At 37.4% G+C, this 15,985-nt stretch carries 18 protein-coding genes, 2 tRNA genes and 5 pseudogenes; 15 read left to right on the top strand and 10 right to left on the bottom strand.

Features of this window, described 5'->3' with window-relative positions:
* Positions 1-5: 5 nt before the first annotated feature.
* The gene (locus J4T77_RS03240; RefSeq protein WP_233641123.1) at positions 6-713 is read left to right on the top strand and encodes a tetratricopeptide repeat protein; all 708 of its coding nucleotides are present in this window, start codon (positions 6-8) and stop codon (positions 711-713) included.
* Here J4T77_RS03240 and J4T77_RS03235 read toward each other — a convergent pair.
* The 7 genes and pseudogenes from J4T77_RS03235 to J4T77_RS03205 form a co-directional block, all read right to left on the bottom strand.
* Positions 702-827: pseudogene (locus J4T77_RS03235) on the bottom strand (Rpn family recombination-promoting nuclease/putative transposase); the annotation flags it as partial. The gene J4T77_RS03240 and the pseudogene J4T77_RS03235 sit on opposite strands and share 12 nt — an antisense overlap.
* On the bottom strand, positions 824-1,612 hold the full coding sequence (locus J4T77_RS03230; RefSeq protein WP_233641122.1) for a group II intron maturase-specific domain-containing protein: 789 nt from the start codon (positions 1,610-1,612) through the stop codon (positions 824-826). The gene J4T77_RS03230 and the pseudogene J4T77_RS03235, both read right to left, overlap by 4 nt.
* Positions 1,613-1,644: 32 nt before the next feature.
* Positions 1,645-1,869: a reverse transcriptase domain-containing protein gene (locus J4T77_RS03225; protein WP_233641121.1), complete on the bottom strand. Its 225-nt coding sequence runs from the start codon at positions 1,867-1,869 to the stop codon at positions 1,645-1,647.
* Positions 1,870-1,981: 112 nt separating this feature from the next.
* A complete protein-coding gene (locus tag J4T77_RS03220; protein WP_233641120.1) occupies positions 1,982-2,317 on the bottom strand; it encodes a reverse transcriptase N-terminal domain-containing protein in 336 nt (111 codons plus the stop codon).
* A gap of 84 nt (positions 2,318-2,401) precedes the next feature.
* Positions 2,402-2,545, bottom strand: a complete 144-nt coding sequence (locus J4T77_RS03215; RefSeq protein ID WP_173862902.1) for a hypothetical protein — start codon at positions 2,543-2,545, stop codon at positions 2,402-2,404.
* Between the two features lie 248 nt (positions 2,546-2,793).
* Entirely contained in the window at positions 2,794-2,967 is a 174-nt protein-coding gene (locus tag J4T77_RS03210; RefSeq protein WP_233641023.1) for a hypothetical protein, read from the bottom strand.
* 26 nt (positions 2,968-2,993) lie between these two features.
* A pseudogene (locus J4T77_RS03205) lies at positions 2,994-3,239 on the bottom strand (PD-(D/E)XK nuclease family transposase); the annotation flags it as partial.
* A gap of 210 nt (positions 3,240-3,449) precedes the next feature.
* On the opposite strand from J4T77_RS03205, the gene ppdK reads away from it, so the two are divergent.
* Entirely contained in the window at positions 3,450-6,185 is a 2,736-nt protein-coding gene (gene ppdK / locus J4T77_RS03200; protein ID WP_190321311.1) for a pyruvate, phosphate dikinase, read from the top strand.
* A gap of 84 nt (positions 6,186-6,269) precedes the next feature.
* Here the strand turns inward: ppdK and J4T77_RS03195 are convergent, their stop codons facing one another.
* Both J4T77_RS03195 and J4T77_RS03190 read right to left on the bottom strand, forming a co-directional pair.
* A complete protein-coding gene (locus J4T77_RS03195) occupies positions 6,270-7,070 on the bottom strand; it encodes an ankyrin repeat domain-containing protein (RefSeq protein ID WP_223823109.1) in 801 nt (266 codons plus the stop codon).
* 50 nt (positions 7,071-7,120) lie between these two features.
* Positions 7,121-7,558 carry a hypothetical protein gene (locus tag J4T77_RS03190; RefSeq protein WP_223823108.1) on the bottom strand — a complete coding sequence of 146 codons (438 nt, stop codon included), beginning with the start codon at positions 7,556-7,558 and terminating at the stop codon, positions 7,121-7,123.
* 123 nt (positions 7,559-7,681) lie between these two features.
* Here J4T77_RS03190 and glpX point away from each other — a divergent pair, with 123 nt between their 5' ends.
* The 7 genes and pseudogenes from glpX (at position 7,682) to J4T77_RS03155 (ending at position 11,372) form a co-directional block, all read left to right on the top strand.
* On the top strand, positions 7,682-8,599 hold the full coding sequence (glpX, locus tag J4T77_RS03185) for a class II fructose-bisphosphatase (RefSeq protein WP_190321310.1): 918 nt from the start codon (positions 7,682-7,684) through the stop codon (positions 8,597-8,599).
* 168 nt (positions 8,600-8,767) lie between these two features.
* Positions 8,768-9,596 (top strand): annotated as a pseudogene (locus J4T77_RS03180) (IS5 family transposase).
* A complete protein-coding gene (locus J4T77_RS03175) occupies positions 9,593-10,048 on the top strand; it encodes a reverse transcriptase domain-containing protein (protein WP_233641119.1) in 456 nt (151 codons plus the stop codon). The pseudogene J4T77_RS03180 and the gene J4T77_RS03175 overlap by 4 nt, the downstream one beginning before the upstream one ends.
* Before the next feature lie 126 nt (positions 10,049-10,174).
* Positions 10,175-10,609, top strand: coding sequence for a group II intron maturase-specific domain-containing protein (locus J4T77_RS03170; RefSeq protein ID WP_233641118.1), 435 nt, complete (start codon positions 10,175-10,177; stop codon positions 10,607-10,609).
* A pseudogene (locus J4T77_RS03165) lies at positions 10,606-10,730 on the top strand (Rpn family recombination-promoting nuclease/putative transposase); the annotation flags it as partial. The gene J4T77_RS03170 and the pseudogene J4T77_RS03165, both read left to right, overlap by 4 nt.
* A gap of 140 nt (positions 10,731-10,870) precedes the next feature.
* On the top strand, positions 10,871-11,074 hold the full coding sequence (locus J4T77_RS03160) for a hypothetical protein (protein WP_223823107.1): 204 nt from the start codon (positions 10,871-10,873) through the stop codon (positions 11,072-11,074).
* Positions 11,075-11,126: 52 nt separating this feature from the next.
* Entirely contained in the window at positions 11,127-11,372 is a 246-nt protein-coding gene (locus J4T77_RS03155) for a hypothetical protein (RefSeq protein ID WP_233641117.1), read from the top strand.
* Between the two features lie 122 nt (positions 11,373-11,494).
* On the opposite strand, the gene J4T77_RS03150 is transcribed toward J4T77_RS03155, so the two are convergent.
* Positions 11,495-11,989: a hypothetical protein gene (locus tag J4T77_RS03150; RefSeq protein WP_010962761.1), complete on the bottom strand. Its 495-nt coding sequence runs from the start codon at positions 11,987-11,989 to the stop codon at positions 11,495-11,497.
* Positions 11,990-12,194: 205 nt separating this feature from the next.
* Here J4T77_RS03150 and carA point away from each other — a divergent pair, with 205 nt between their 5' ends.
* From carA to rplC, 6 genes and pseudogenes are all read left to right on the top strand, one after another.
* Positions 12,195-13,394 carry a glutamine-hydrolyzing carbamoyl-phosphate synthase small subunit gene (gene carA / locus J4T77_RS03145; RefSeq protein WP_190321307.1) on the top strand — a complete coding sequence of 400 codons (1,200 nt, stop codon included), beginning with the start codon at positions 12,195-12,197 and terminating at the stop codon, positions 13,392-13,394.
* Between the two features lie 114 nt (positions 13,395-13,508).
* Positions 13,509-13,591 (top strand) — tRNA-Tyr (locus tag J4T77_RS03140).
* Between the two features lie 4 nt (positions 13,592-13,595).
* Positions 13,596-13,666, top strand: a tRNA-Gly gene (locus tag J4T77_RS03135).
* 78 nt (positions 13,667-13,744) lie between these two features.
* A pseudogene (tuf, locus tag J4T77_RS03130) lies at positions 13,745-14,916 on the top strand (elongation factor Tu).
* A 14-nt stretch (positions 14,917-14,930) separates the two neighbouring features.
* Positions 14,931-15,251 carry a 30S ribosomal protein S10 gene (rpsJ, locus tag J4T77_RS03125; protein WP_190321305.1) on the top strand — a complete coding sequence of 107 codons (321 nt, stop codon included), beginning with the start codon at positions 14,931-14,933 and terminating at the stop codon, positions 15,249-15,251.
* Between the two features lie 9 nt (positions 15,252-15,260).
* On the top strand, positions 15,261-15,983 hold the full coding sequence (gene rplC / locus J4T77_RS03120; RefSeq protein WP_190321304.1) for a 50S ribosomal protein L3: 723 nt from the start codon (positions 15,261-15,263) through the stop codon (positions 15,981-15,983).
* Positions 15,984-15,985: the final 2 nt, after the last annotated feature.

Raw genomic sequence — 15,985 nt, 5'->3', positions numbered from 1 at the left:
TAAAGTTGTATGAAGAAGCTAAGGGATTGCGTCCCGAAGATCCTGATATTTTACTGGCTTTAGGTAAAGCTAAGCGTAATCTAGGTATTGCTACTAATGGTTCTAATGAGAAAATTCTTCTTTATGAAGAAGCTATAAAGTTGTATGAAGAAGCTAAGGAATTGCGTCCCGAAGATCCTGATATTTTACTGGCTTTAGGTAAAGCTAAGCATAATCTAGGTATTGCTACTAATGGTTCTAATGAGAAAATTCTTCCTTATGAAGAAGCTATAAAGTTGTATGAAGAAGCTAAGGAATTGCGTCCCGAAGATCCTGATATTTTACTGGCTTTAGGTAAAGCTAAGCATAATCTAGGTATTGCTACTAATGGTTCTAATGAGAGAATTCTTCTTTATGAAGAAGCTATAAAGTTGTATGAAGAAGCTAAGGGATTGCGTCCCGAAGATCCTGATATTTTACTGGCTTTAGGTAAAGCTAAGCGTAATCTAGGTATTGCTACTAATGGTTCTAATGAGAAAATTCTTCTTTATGGAGAAGCTATAAAGTTGTATGAAGAAGCTAAGGAATTGCATCTCGAAGATCCTGATATTTTACTGGCTTTAGGTAAAGCTAAGCATAATCTAGGTAATGCTACTAATGGTCCTAATGAGAGAATTCTTCTTTATGGAGAAGCTATAAAGTTGTGTGAAGAAGCTAAGGAATTGGTTAGGTAAGGAAGTAGTATTGCTACTACTCCCTCCCTTAGAAACGCAGCATGCAGGTTTCTCCACACTACGCTTGAGCCCCTTATCTAAGTCCTTCTTTTCTCGAACCGGCTTGTCCTTCATGATTCCTCAGAAAACATCATTCTTAATGGTGACACCAACAGCAGAGAACCTTCTCTTGAGAAAGAGCTTGCTAACATTTTTGTTTGTTTCACTCTTTCATCAAAATACTTTTTCCATTTTAAGTCAAGTGGATTTGCATCCGCCCTGATTTTAACATGTCGTCTGATAGGTATATCAATCAACCTAAGCAGTCTTAAATACCTTATCTCTTTCGGTTTGTTCTTGCATATGGGTGCAGCAAAGACCCATTGGCGTTGTTTCATTACCTTGAAGTAACGATTCTTTATCCAACGTAATCCTTTACGAGGATGTCTTTTCTTTGCCCATTTCCATAGAGCACACATAATTTCATGGTCTATTTTGTTAAAAGCTCTTTTCGCACACACATGGCTGTAGTAATTTTCCCATCCCCTTAATAGGGAATTGAGCAACTTGATTAGTACGGCCTGAGTGTTCGCTATGTTTGCCTTTATCAATGTACGTGCTTTATTAAGTTTCTTAATACTTTCTTTTGAAGGTTTTATAATTAACTTCTTATTATACCTGCGTACATTACAACCAAGAAAGTCAAACCCTGTTGTAATAGATGTAATTTTTGTTTTCTCTTCGGAAAGGATAAGACCTCTCTCCTGAAGAAAGGACGATACTAGAGGTTTTACTTCATTTTCCAGTACTTCACGTGTGATTCCTGAAATGATAAAGTCATCTGCGTACCTGATTACATTTACTCCACTTCTGATTTTGCTTCTTCTTTTACTGCCAAGTTTACCAAATTGACTTTCCAATGATTTTTCAAGTCCATTTAGGGCTAGATTTGCTAGTATTGAGAGATGATACTACCTTGTGGGGTACCTGCAGTTGTGGAATACAGAGTTTTTGATTCTAGGAAGCCAGCTTTTAACCAGCTATGAAGAATTTTCTTCTCCATAGGAATATGCTTCATGAGCCATTCATGGTTAATGTTATCAAAACACCCTTTAATATCACCTTCGAGTATCCATTGTAGTTGGTTACGGCTTGCCAGTAACAAGTGGCAAGCCACAGTAGCGTCTGCGCAGGATCTTTTGGTCTAAAACCATAAGAGTGACGATCACTGATCGTTTCAGCTATCGGTTCCAAAGCAAACAAGTATAATGCTTGCATGGCTCTATCTTTTATCGTAGGGATTCAAGAGGTCTTCTTTTGCCATTAGACTTACTGATGTATATCCGTTTTAGCGGAGAAGGTTTGTATCCTCTTTGTTTTAATAGCTTTATTCCTTGAAATTTTGTGTTGCAAGTTGACCATATTTGACGATCTACACCTGCTGTGTTTTTTCCTTGGTTTTCAGTTACTCTCTTAACCGCCAAAGCTTTGCCGCTAAAAGAGCGTGTGAGAAGGTGTTGTAAAGTTTTCACCTTACCCCATCTGCCTTGTTGGACAGCCTTAACAATACGCCTCTGTAGCCTCATAACAACTTTTGGCATTTCTTCCAGGGTAACTGGTTCCATGCTTCGGAGTTATTGGTAGGTGCACTTACAGTTGTACTTGTAATCATCTGCTTTCCTACCTTAAGTGGTTAACAAAGTTTCTTGTCATGAAGGACCAAATGGAAGTCTGCTCGTTTTCACGCGAATTAATGTTACAAATTCTATCCATTTCGTTACAAAATGGCATTCGCTTTCTCCATTATCCTTTACCTGCACATCCATCAGCATTCCTTGCGGGTTGCCTGCCATATAGGCGAAAATACAGGCTTATCCTGTTCCTTTTGTCATACAATAGTGGGTTAGGTGGCTTCTCTATACCGGTGGAATTATTATTTGCGTACATCCAGAAATGAAAAATGTCACATTACCTTTTGGTCGGAGCTTATCAGCATCTTTAGCTCTTTAATCGTTACGATACTTATGAAGCTTCACTTACGTTCACCATACCACTAAGCCTAGCCCTCCAACCACATGATGCTTGTAGTTTATGCTTTCTCTCACGATTGAGCATCTTCTTTATCAAGAGGAGGTTCATTGTCCGCGTCGCTCAGCACCAACTGGTTACCCAATTCGCACTGATGCGTAGACTCAGATGGCAAAACATCTGGCTCAATAAGCTTTAGAATCCTTTCAGTTTCTTTCTGAATGAATTCCTCTCCTTTTATAAACAATATGACCGAAGGCTTTCAGGTCGCACCATCTCAATTATATACCTGTTCCCACTAGAATCTCTGCAAAGAACATCAACGATACTTTGTTTTTTAGAGGCAATTTCAGCATCTTGAATAGTGCTGAGGAATTCTATTTCTTTTATTTCATCTTTGCCAGTGAACCCCAAAATATCATTGAGAAAGTGAATGAGGATGTCTTTATTTTTTTCAGTACCAAAAATACGCCGGAACGCAACATCATTCTTGGGGTCGAGAAATTTAGAAAGAGCCATAAAAAAATTTTTAAATGTATCTTTATATTATATATTCTTATTAATAATAATTCAATAATTTGTCGTCTTTTTTGTTAACTTTACTGATGTTGTTGTAAGGAACGTTGTTGCAAAATTTTGTAAAATTTATTATCCTAAGGTTTCAAGTTCTCACAGGTTTATTGGAGCTATATGTACAATGTGTTTATCAGTGAAAATCCGGAGAAAATGATGGGGGAAAAGTTAATACATTACTTTAGCCAGGGTAAATGCGAAGGCAATGCAGAAATGAAAAATCTGCTGGGAGGAAAGGGGGCAAATTTAGCAGAAATGTGCAATGTTGGCATTCCTGTTCCACCTGGTTTCACAATTTCCACCTCTGCTTGCAAAGTCTATTATCAAGACAATAGATCTTCTGTTATCCAAGTAGCTGACTACTCGGATCCAGAAAAAAATGTGGTCACGCACTGGAATGACATATGTAGTGGAATCAAAAACTACATGGCGATGCTTGAAAATGACATCGGTTGTAAATTTGGGGATTTAAATAATCCCTTATTAGTTTCCATACGCTCTGGTAGTGTTAGTTCAATGCCGGGCATGCTTGATACTATTTTAAATGTTGGTCTAAATGATGAAACCGTTGTTGGGCTTGCAAAAAAAAGTGGCGAACGTTTTGCTTACGATAGCTACTGCCGTTTCATCATGATGTACTCCAATGTTGTACTACAGCTTGATCATCACCTATTTCAAGATGTTGTTGATAATAAGCAGCAAAAGAGTGGAGCAAAAAGCTTAGCTGATCTTGATGTTGATGTTTTAAAAGAAATTGTTAACAATTTCAAAAGGATAGTACATGAAAAAACAGGAAAACATTTTCCGCAGAACGTTGAAGAGCAATTGCTCAGCTCAGTGAATGCAGTATTTGCTTCTTGGAAAAATGATAGGGCTGTTTCCTATAGAAAAATACATAATATTCCTGAAAACCTTGGAACAGCGGTCAACGTGCAAGCAATGGTTTTTGGTAATTTAAATGATAATTCTGCAACTGGTGTGATATTTACACGAAATCCTTCAACTGGAGAAAAAAAATACTTTGGTGAATTTCTGATTAATGCTCAGGGTGAGGATGTGGTTTCTGGTGTTTATACTCCTATGCCAATTGACGGAGAGCAAAAAAACACCATGGAGAAGTTGCTGCCAAGTGTCTACCGAGAATTATGCGTGGTATGTGAAAAACTTGAAAGGCATTATAAAGACATGCAGGATATCGAATTTACTGTGCAGGACGGTAAGTTATGGATTTTGCAGACTAGGTCTGGCAAGCGCACGGCTGAAGCTGCTATTCGCATAATAGTTGATATGGTAAACGAAGGAACGATTACAAAAGAAGAAGGAATATTGAGAATTGATCCAAAAACCTTTGACAATTTATTGCATCCAGTTCTTGACGTTAAGAGTGACCAAAAAGTAATAGGGAAGGGGCTGCCGGCTTCTCCAGGGGTTGCTTCTGGATATGTAGTGTTTAGTGCAAGTGATGCTGAAAAAGCTGCAGAGCAGGGCAAAAAAGTGATTTTAGTAAGGTCAGAAACGAGTCCTGAAGATATTAATGGAATGAATGCTGCAAGTGGCATAGTAACAGCACGGGGAGGGATGACCTCGCATGCTGCTGTTGTAACCCGTGGAATGGGTAAGCCATGCATTTGCAGTGTGAGTGGACTTTATATCGATAAAGATGGAACTTTCTTTTCTGTAGGGGATACAAAAGTAAATAAAGGTGAACCAATTACCATCAACGGAGGAACAGGGGAGGTTATGCTTGGCATTCTCCCTACAATTTCACCTGAATTATCGCAAGAATTCAAAACGGTAATCAACTGGATAGGTGAAATCAAAACGGTCAAAGTGAGAGCGAACGCTGATACTCCAAAAGACGCAAAAATTGCAAAAGAATTCGGTGCAGAAGGTATAGGCTTATGTCGCACAGAACATATGTTTTTCGCTAGTGATAGAATCGAATTCATTCAAAAGTTGATAATAGCTGACGATGAAAATGAAAGGGCAAATGCGCTCATTAAACTAGAAGAAATGCAAAAGTCTGATTTCAAAGAAATATTTTCTATTATGGAGGGCAGGGAAGTCACTATACGGTTGCTTGATCCACCTTTGCATGAATTTTTACCCAATGATCAGTCTACTATAGAAAAAATTGCCAAATCACTTAGTAAGTCAGTTGAGTCAGTAAAAAATAAAATAGCACAGTTATCAGAAAAGAACCCAATGCTTGGCCATCGAGGTTGTAGACTTGCTATTTCTCATCCTGAAATATATAGCATGCAGATTAGGGCAATACTTAGTGCTGCAAGTGAATTAAAGAAAGAAAAGAAGATAGAAGTGGAGCCTGAAATCATGATTCCTTTTATCATGAGCGAGAAAGAATTTATTCTGATATGCGAGCTAGCAAAGAAAGAATCCTCTGTTATCTCAGCTGGGATCCAGACGCAGATTCCAGCTTCACGCGCTGGAATGACATCAGACAAGGCTTATTCAATTGGAACGATGATAGAACTACCAAGAGCAGCACTGATTGCTGATAAGTTAGCAAAACATGCAGAGTTCTTTAGTTTTGGCACTAATGATTTAACGCAAACAACCATGGGACTTTCAAGAGATGATTCAGTTAATTTCCTCGATTCTTATAAGGAAAGCAACATATTCGAAAACGACCCATTTGAAGTGCTGGACATCGAAGGGGTAGGGGAGTTAATCAAGATGGCCATTGAAAGAGGCAAAAAAACCCGAAAAGAAATAAAACTGGGTATATGTGGAGAGCATGGAGCAGATCCAAAATCTATAGAGTTTCTCATCGAATCAGGGGTGGATTATGTTTCATGCTCACCCTATAGAGTACCGATTGCAAAGTTAGTGGCAGCACAGTTTAGTGTTAGATCTAAATTTGCTAGGTAAGTATAGTGGCAGTGTTGGCTACTCATATGGTTTGAGCCCACCAGAGGGTGTCATTCCAGCGCGTGACGCTGGATCTAGTTTTTATTATGGCTTTCTGGATCCCAGTGTCTGGGCACTGGGATGACATCCTGTTACACGTTCAACTTCATTCTCTCTCATCTCCCTATAACTTGATAATGTAGAATTTTTTACATGCAACCCGGTGTATATTGCAACCAAAGCAGCTATGACACTGCAAACTACTGCACCAGCTACAAATGGAACCATTACAGCAGCAGTAATGAATAATCCTGTAATAACAACTCCAACAACATCTTTTGTCAATGAGGTGTAAAAATCCTTTTTGCTCTCTTTATATTTAGTTTCTTGTTCATTTGGCATAGAAAATTGAGCATCTACGAAGCCGTTAGCTTTATTATCATTATTTGGTGTGGCAGTTTGCTTAGTATTTGTTTCCTCTGGTATTACAGGCGTTTTGTTTTTGTTATTATGATTATCACCATTGGTACTGGTTAGAGGAACTGTTGCTATAGGTCTACTACCAATGTTCCCATTACTGCTGCAAGGTTTTGCTCTGTTTTCTTCATTAAGCTTACCACTATTCAAGAACGCATTAACAATTTCAGTTTTACCTACCTGTATGGCCACTTCTAAAGCCTCTTTCCTGTTTGCAGGACTCACGTAACCTAAAATTAGCTCAACTTCTTGGACATTACCTTGAACAATAGCAGAATTCAAGGCATGCAATTTTTCTTCTTCATTAAATTTGCCACTATCCAAAAGTACCTTAACAACGTCAGCTTGTTTTGTTATTGCAGCTATATCCAATATAGTCCTGGAAGCAGTATCTGTAAGATGGATTACAGCATCTAAATCTGTAAACAATTTTACAACATCTAGAAATACGCTACGATCGCCGGTAATATTGGACTCTCTTACAGCATTTGCAAACGAGTCAAAAATTGCCGAATTTGTTTTTTTCCTTGTATTAGTTGCCCGTAAAGTACTTCAGCAGTCATACCAGGGTTTATGGAGTTACTAGAATCTACTTCATTACTGTCTGCTCTATTCTCTTCCACATTAGGTGCCTCTTCTTCCTTGTTTATCGCTGCGGTTATTTGCTCTTGTTGAAGGGGTTTACACCCATTTTGGAGGAGAAAATCCTTAACGCGTGTGTTGTTATTTTTGGTTGCATGTTTTAGAAGTAAGTCTTCTAATGAATTGTCTCCTTCACATTTATCTTGGAAATTAACTTCTTTCCACTTTGGTTCCTTTTGCAAATCTTTAAGACTAGCAATTCCCTTATCATCATATTTTACAATTGTAGCTATCTTTCGATACAACTCTCTAATATCATCATTACTATATACCATAACTAAACCTACTACTATATGTTAGTTTATTACAGCAACTTTCCCACAACCAGTCAAGACATATTGCAGTCTAAAGTTGCATGATATATATTGGATTCTTTATTTATGATTCTCGAGCAAATGATGGAAGATTTAGCTTGTAAATTAGTTAAAGTGACCGAAGCTGCAGCACTTGCTGCATATAAACTAGCAGGCTTCGGCGATGAAAAAAAGGCTGATCAGGTTGCAGTTGATGCAATGCGTACAGTATTAAATTCAATGGAAATAAATGGTACTATCGTAATTGGTGAAGGTGAGAGAGATGAAGCGCCGATGCTATATATTGGCGAGAAGGTTGGCACTGGAAATGGTCCTGAAATCGACATTGCCGTTGACCCACTTGAAGGCACTACGATTTGTGCTCATTACAAATCAGGGGCAATGTCCGTTCTTGCTGCAACGAAAAAAGGTAATTTTTTACATGCACCTGATGTTTATATGGAAAAGATAGCAGTAGGAAAAAATCTTCCAGAGGGTGTAGTCTCACTAAAAAATAGCATTGAAAAGAATCTAGACAATTTAGCCAAGGCAAAAAAATGCAAAGTGAATGATCTCGTGGTAACTGTACTTAAACGTGAAAGGCACAATGAATTAATAGAGAAAATCAGGAAATTAGGAGCAAAAATTAAACTAATAGATGATGGCGATGTTGCAGCCGTAGTTTCACTAGTAAATGGCAATCATGATATGTATATCGGAATAGGAGGGGCACCAGAAGGGGTGCTTGCGGCTGCAGCGCTGAGTTCAATCGGTGGGCAGATGGAGGGAAGATTAATATTTGACACGGATCAATTAAAAGAAAGAGCAAAAAATTTAAATATCCATGACCCAGAAAAAATCTACACCGTAAAAGATATGGCAAGAGGTGAATCAGTGTTTATTGCAACTGGAGTAACAAGCGGAGAACTTGTGGATGGAGTTGATAACATATGTTCAACTAGTTCTTTAATAATTCTACCTAATAAGCTGATAAAGCTGCAAACAATGCAGAACTTATGTTAGCTTTTTTAGTTTCTAATTTTAGCTTTACAACATTTAGCATTAAGATATAATCAAGTTTACTTATAACAATAGAGGTGTGAAATGTTTTCTAGTATTGTAAATCTATTAAGAGGTTGTCCGGAAACAAGTAAAAGGCTATAATATCTGAAATTTTAGTACGGGGTAAAGATGAGAAAAAAGTATCCAACAGATCTAAGCGAAAGGGAATGGGCAAGAATAGAAAAACACTTCAGAGTATCATACAAGAAAGGAGGAAGGCTGCCAAAGTATAGCAAAAAAGAAATATTAGAAGCAATTTTCTATGTATTGCGTACAGGGTGTCAATGGCGGTATTTACCAAATGATTTTCCGCTATGGAAGACTGTGTATGAGCAGTTCAGGCAATGGAAGAAGCAGGGAATTTTTGAGAAAATGAATTATGAAATTACAAAATATAGTAGAAGAAAAATAGGAAAGAATGAGCAGCCGAGTGCCTGTATAGTAGATAGTCAATCTGTAAAGACTACAGAAAAGGGGGATCAAAGCTATGATGGAAGTAAAAAGTAAAGGGTAGAAAAAGGCATATAATTACAGACACTCAGGGTTTTATACTAGGTTGTTACGTAGGCGCTGCTAACGAAAATGATAGAGATGGTATTAAAATAGCATTAAACAATATGAGAACAAAATATACTAAAGTTAAAAAATGTGGGCTGACATGGGATACCAAGGAAGAAATTTAAAGAATCACATAAAGGAAGAATATGACATAGATATTGAAATTGTTAAAAGGCCTCCATGTAGATTTTGGGTGCACAAAGATACGCCACCTGAGCTACTACCAACAAGAGAACAAGGGTTTAAAGTACAGCCAAGAAGATGGGTTGTAGAAAGGACTTTTGCTTGGGTTAATAGGAATAGAAGGCTATCGAAGGAGTATGATTTACTCACAACATCCACTGAGAATTTCATATACCTAGCTATGAGTAGGGTTATGTTAAAGAGGGAATATGCTTGAATTTACTAGTTTCCGGACAACCTCTTAAAGGGTGTTTTGATAACATTAACCATGAATGGCTCATGAAGCATATTCCTATGGAGAAGAAAATTCTTCATAGCTGGTTAAAAGCTGGCTTCCTAGAATCAAAAACTCTGTATTCCACAACTGCAGGTACCCCACAAGGTAGTATCATCTCTCCAATACTAGCAAATCTAGCCCTAAATGGACTTGAAAAATCATTGGAAAGTCAATTTGGTAAACTTGGCAGTAAAAGAAGAAGCAAAATCAGAAGTGGAGTAAATGTAATCAGGTACGCAGATGACTTTATCATTTCAGGAATCACACGTGAAGTACTGGAAAATGAAGTAAAACCTCTAGTATCGTCCTTTCTTCAGGAGAGAGGTCTTATCCTTTCCGAAGAGAAAACAAAATTACATCTATTACAACAGGGTTTGACTTTTTGGTTGTAATGTACGCAGGTATAATAAGAAGTTAATTATAAAACCTTCAAAAGAAAGTATTAAGAAACTTCTTAATAAAGCACGTACATTGATAAAAAGGCAAACATAGCGAACACTCAGGCCGTACTAATCAAGTTGCTCAATTCCCTATTAAGGGGATGGGAAAATTACTACAGCCATGTGTGTGCGAAAAGAGCTTTTAACAAAATAGACCATGAAATTATGTGTGCTCTATGGAAATGGGCAAAGAAAAGACATCCTCGTAAAGGATTACGTTGGATAAAGAATCGTTACTTCAAGGTAATGAAACAACGCCAATGGGTCTTTGCTGCACCCATATGCAAGAACAAACCGAAAGAGATAAGGTATTTAAGACTGCTTAGGTTGATTGATATACCTATCAGACGACATGTTAAAATCAGGGCGGATGCAAATCCACTTGACTTAAAATGGAAAAAGTATTTTGATGAAAGAGTGAAACAAACAAAAATGTTAGCAAGCTCTTTCTCAAGAGAAGGTTCTCTGCTGTTGGTGTCACCATTAAGAATGATGTTTTCTGAGGAATCATGAAGGACAAGCCGGTTCGAGAAAAGAAGGACTTAGATAAGGGGCTCAAGCGTAGTGTGGAGAAACCTGCATGCTGCGTTTCTAAGGGAGGGAGTAGTAGCATACTACTTCCTTACCTAACCAAAAGATGAATCTGGAAAAGACCTTAACTGTACTGTTGTTCTAAATATAAATTTAGGTCAAGTTAGTATTAAAAAATCAACTATTGACGGTAAAGATGTTGAACCAAAGAAAATTTTAGAGTTAGCTAAGCAAAACGAGGCTGTGCTTATAAAAGGTAAAGCTTTACATGAAGTTTTAGCAGCACATTTCATTAAGCAAACACCATGTGAGGAAAAGAAGGATATGCAATCGCACGAGAATATCGTTGTACCTGGTTCCGGTGCACCTCGCTCTATTAATGAGGAAATAACTGTAGAGCATCCGTTCGGGAAAGCGGCAAATAAAGATAATCATAGAGAAATGTGAGTTTACAACAAATGGTGCCATGAAAGTAGCTGATACATAACTGTACGAACGTTTGTTTGCGAAGAAATGTTATAGCAGGTTTTGCCTCAAACACAAAGGTGTCATTCCAGTGCTTGACACTGGAATCCAGCCCTTTTACGCAGTCCCATTAAAAACGTTGTATTTTAACGTAGGATTAGCTACTTTTATACTCACCAATTTAATCTCTAATCAAAATTCCTGGATCCCAGTGTCTGGGCACTGGGATGACATCCTCCCTAGTGGATTCAAATCACAATATTCGTATAGTAAGTACTGACCACTTTTGCTTCAATATTTGCGATGCCCCTGAACAGATACAATTATTCTATTATCAGGAGGATGCCATTAATCGCTTTATATAATGCTACTTGTAACACTTATGCCCTGAACGGAGACAGTTTAGGCTGTTATGCCTGGCGGCTTTGTTGGAATAAGTTTTTCAACACTGCTAACAATAAAATTGATTGTATCGTCAGCTACCTTATCGAATTTATCATTTATCTCTTTTCCTATTTCTTGATTTTTAACATATTCGTGTAGAGCTAAAGCAGTTATAGCTGCACATGCTGCAATTAAGCCAGTTTGTGCTATAATGAATAGTGATAATCCTCCTACGAATATAGATGTTAATCCAATAGCCAGGTTTATAATTTTACTTTGTGTTGTTTGTTGCGTCGCTTGGCTTTGATCTGCCTGTTTATCCTCTAAAGCATTAGATATTGTTTTTAAGGCAACTTTTATCGCTATTGCTGCAACTGAAACCATAATTAGCCCTATAGCTATTTTTGCTAAAAGAAGAATCGACGGTAGCATCATTACAAATAATAGCGCGCCAATTCCTCCAGCTAACCACTTCTCATTTATTTTTTTTGATTGATTTGTACCAGTGTTCATTATTACCCTCCACTTTACTTATGATTTACCTATATCTAATACGAAATATGAAGGTAGTCAACTATATATTTTATATGAAAGATTGTATTAAAAGTTTTTCATGTTATTTTTTGCTGCTTCGTGGTTAAATTTGGAATTTTAGAAAGAGTTACGTATTATTTGAAATTCTTGTATACTGTTTTGAATCAGTTAAATAGATAATGAAGTGCAGGACGCAGTTTTAATTTTACAAGATGGCAAGTGCTTTTGGGGAAAATCAGTAGGTAAAAAAGGCAAGTGCATAGGCGAGGTTTGTTTTACCACTGGTATGACCGGTTATCAGCATACTATAACTGATCCTTCTTTTGCCGATCAAATTATAACGTTCACTTTTCCTCATATTGGTAACATTGGAATAAATCATAAAGATAATGAAGGAAAGAAAATTTTTGCAAGTGGTGTGGTTATGCGTGAACTTTCTTCTATGTCCCACCCTTCTTCATATATCAGTTTAAATGATTGGTTAGAGAAAAATAACGTGATTGGGATATCAGGAGTTGATACTAGAGCTTTAACAAGACATTTGAGAGAACATGGATCTCAAAATGGAATGATATGCTCATCGAGTAAGGCGCATGCATTAGACAAATTGAAGGAATACAAACCTGTAAATGGGATAGAAATAACTAATAAGGTTAGTTTAAATAACAGTTTTGAAAATAATAGACTAGCGGAGCACTTTGTCATCCAAGTAGCTGACTACTCGGATCCAGCAAAAAATATATGGATTCCAGTGTCACGCACTGGAATGACATCAGATAGAGCTATTGACCTTAATGCAAAATATAGGATTGTAATCGTTGATTTTGGCGTAAAAATCAGTATAATTTCACGCTTAATAGAACTTGGTTGTACAGTTGAATTAATCAGACCAAGCACAGGTTTTGCTCAAAAAGTGTTGAGTATGAATCCAGATGGTATAGTGCTTTCAAATGGTCCTGGTGATCCGCAAGAAATAGGAGAAAGTGTAGTTTCAGAAATAGACATTATTATAAAATCTAAAATACCAATTTTTGGCATATGCATGGGCCATCAATTACTTGCGATTACTTTGGGGGCAAAGACCATCAAGATGGATATAGGTCACCGAGGGAGTAACCATCCAGTTTATGATGTAATTAGTGGAAAAGTTGAGATCACTAGCCAAAATCATGGTTTTGTTGTTGATTCAGCTTCTCTTCCAAGTAATGTTGAAATTACTCACATTTCTCTATTTGATAATAGTGTAGAGGGAATAATGATGAAAGATTACCTAGTCTTTTCTGTGCAATATCATCCAGAAGAAGCGCCAGGTACGCATGATTCGCATTATTTGTTTAGGCGTTTTATTGGCAATATTGTGTTATATAAAATGAAATCTGCATGATTTTAATCAGGGTAGGTTTTATTGCTTGATTTTTTAATTTTAGGCGTTTAGTATTAAATACAATAAGAGCTTAAGTTAAGATGCTAAAATAGTATTCTCTTAACAAATTTTTGCGGAGGAGTGACCGAGTGGTTAAAGGTAACAGACTGTAAATCTGTCCGCGTGAGCGTGCGTAGGTTCGAATCCTACCTCCTCCATTGTGCGGGTATAGCTCAATGGTAGAGCTCTAGCCTTCCAAGCTAGTGACGTGGGTTCGATTCCCACTATCCGCTCTTTTTTTTGTTGTATTTTTATAAAATCAACATATTATTTATTGATGTATTTGTATTTTAGGTAGAAAAGTTTAAATTATGACAGCAATAGTGGAAGCATTTGGAAAGCCGCATGTAAATGTGGGAACAATAGGACATGTGGATCATGGAAAGACGACGTTAACAGCGGCGATAACGAAGCATTATGGAAATTTTGTAGCGTACGATCAGATAGACAAAGCGCCAGAAGAAAGGAAGAGGGGGATAACGATAGCAACAGCGCATGTTGAGTATCAGACAGAGAAAAGGCATTATGCACACGTTGATTGTCCTGGACACGCTGACTATGTAAAGAACATGATAGTAGGTGCAGCACAGATGGATGCGGCGATATTGGTAGTGTCGGGGGTTGATGGGCCAATGCCACAAACGAGAGAGCATATATTGCTGGCGAAGCAGGTAGGTGTTGGATATATCGTGGTGTATATAAATAAAGCTGATGTTGCTGATGCTGATATGATAGATTTAGTAGAAATGGAAGTGAGGGAATTACTGAGTAAATACGGATTTCCAGGGGATGAAGTGCTTGTGGTGGTTGGTTCAGCGCTCAAGGCGCTGGAGGATGACAGCAGCGAATATGGAAAGAAATCAATAGATAAATTGATGGAAAAGTTAGATGAATATGTAGCGGTTCCACCAAGGCCTGTGGATTTACCATTTTATTGCCAATCGAAGATGTATTTTCGATATCGGGGCGAGGAACAGTGGTAACAGGAAGAATAGAGAAGGGAGAGATAAAGACGGGAGAAGAGATAGAGATAATAGGTCTGAAAGCGACGCAAAAGACGATATGCACAGGTGTTGAGATGTTTAAGAAGTTGCTGGATAAGGGAAGTGCAGGACTCAATGTAGGAATATTGTTAAGAGGAACAAAAAGAGAAGAAGTGGAGAGAGGGCAAGTATTAGCGAAACCGGGGACGATAACACCGCATAGAAAGTTTAAGGCGGAGGTTTATATATTAAAGAAAGAGGAAGGAGGAAGGCATACACCATTTTTTGCGAATTACCAGCCACAGTTTTATTTAAGGACAACGGATGTAACTGGGAGCATAAAATTGCTAGATGGGAAGGAGATGGTAATGCCAGGAGATAATGTGAGTGTAGAAGTAGAATTGCAAGTACCGATAGCAATGGATAAGGGATTGCGTTTTGCGATAAGAGAAGGCGGTAGAACTGTTGGTTCTGGTGTTGTTTCTGAAATTTTGGAGTGAGTGTAGTAACTAAGATGAAGCAAGATATATATATTAACATTAAGGCTTTCGATTGTTCTTTATTGGAGGAGTGTATTCGAAAATTTGTTGATGAATTAAAGCGGTCCAGTGCAAAATTATCTGGTCCGATTGCGTTGCCAAGGAAAGATTCTAAATTTATTGTTAATAGATCTCCTCACGTTGATAAAAAATCTCGTGAACAGTTTGAAATGAGAACTTCTAGGCGTTTGATTGTTTTACATGATCTTACTCCTACTATGATGCAGATGCTTACAGGTTTATCTTTTTCTGCTGGCGTAGAAGTGGATTTAAAAGTCAAGGAAGTTAAGGTTTAGGAGAAGGAAATGAAGAGAATAAATTCGCTGAGGAGAATTGGTTTGCTAATGATGAATATTGGTCATACTGCTATGTATTCTGACAATAGTCGCATGGCTGTAACTTTATTGCATCTCAGCGAAACTCATATTATTGATATAAAAGGACAAGATAAATGTGGCTATAATTCAGTCATTTTAGGCACAGGAGATTTTAAAAATATAGCAAAACCTCAGTTGGAATATTTAAAGAAAAAGGGTATAAATAATAAATGTAAGTTATACGAAAGTAGATTAAATGACCTGTCGGGAATAGAATGTGGTAAAAAAGTGGGAATCAATCATTTTGTGGTTGGTCAATATCTTGATATTACGGGTTATTCTATAGGTAAAGGATTTGCTGGTGTGATGAAGCGGCATAATTTCAGTGGGCTTAGGGCATCTCATGGTGTTTCTATTGCTCACAGATCACAAGGTTCCACTGGCCAATGTCAGGATCCTGGTAGAGTATTCAAAGGAAAGAAAATGGCTGGTCATTTAGGTAACAGCAGGATAACTGCACAAAATATGAAGATATTATCCATTGATCATGAAAATAGTATAATTGCTGTGAAGGGTAATAATGTTCCTGGGTTTAAAAATTCCTATGTTTTTGTAAGAGATGCAGTTAAAAAATCTTTACATAAAGATGTTCCTTTTCCGGTAGGTTTACTGTTAGATATAAATGATGATGCTAGTAATTTGGTAAGTTAGTT

It is taken from the genome of Wolbachia endosymbiont of Drosophila innubila, assembly GCF_021378375.1.
Taxonomy (GTDB): Bacteria; Pseudomonadota; Alphaproteobacteria; order Rickettsiales; family Anaplasmataceae; genus Wolbachia; species Wolbachia pipientis.
This window is presented reverse-complemented; position numbering and strand designations above follow the sequence as displayed.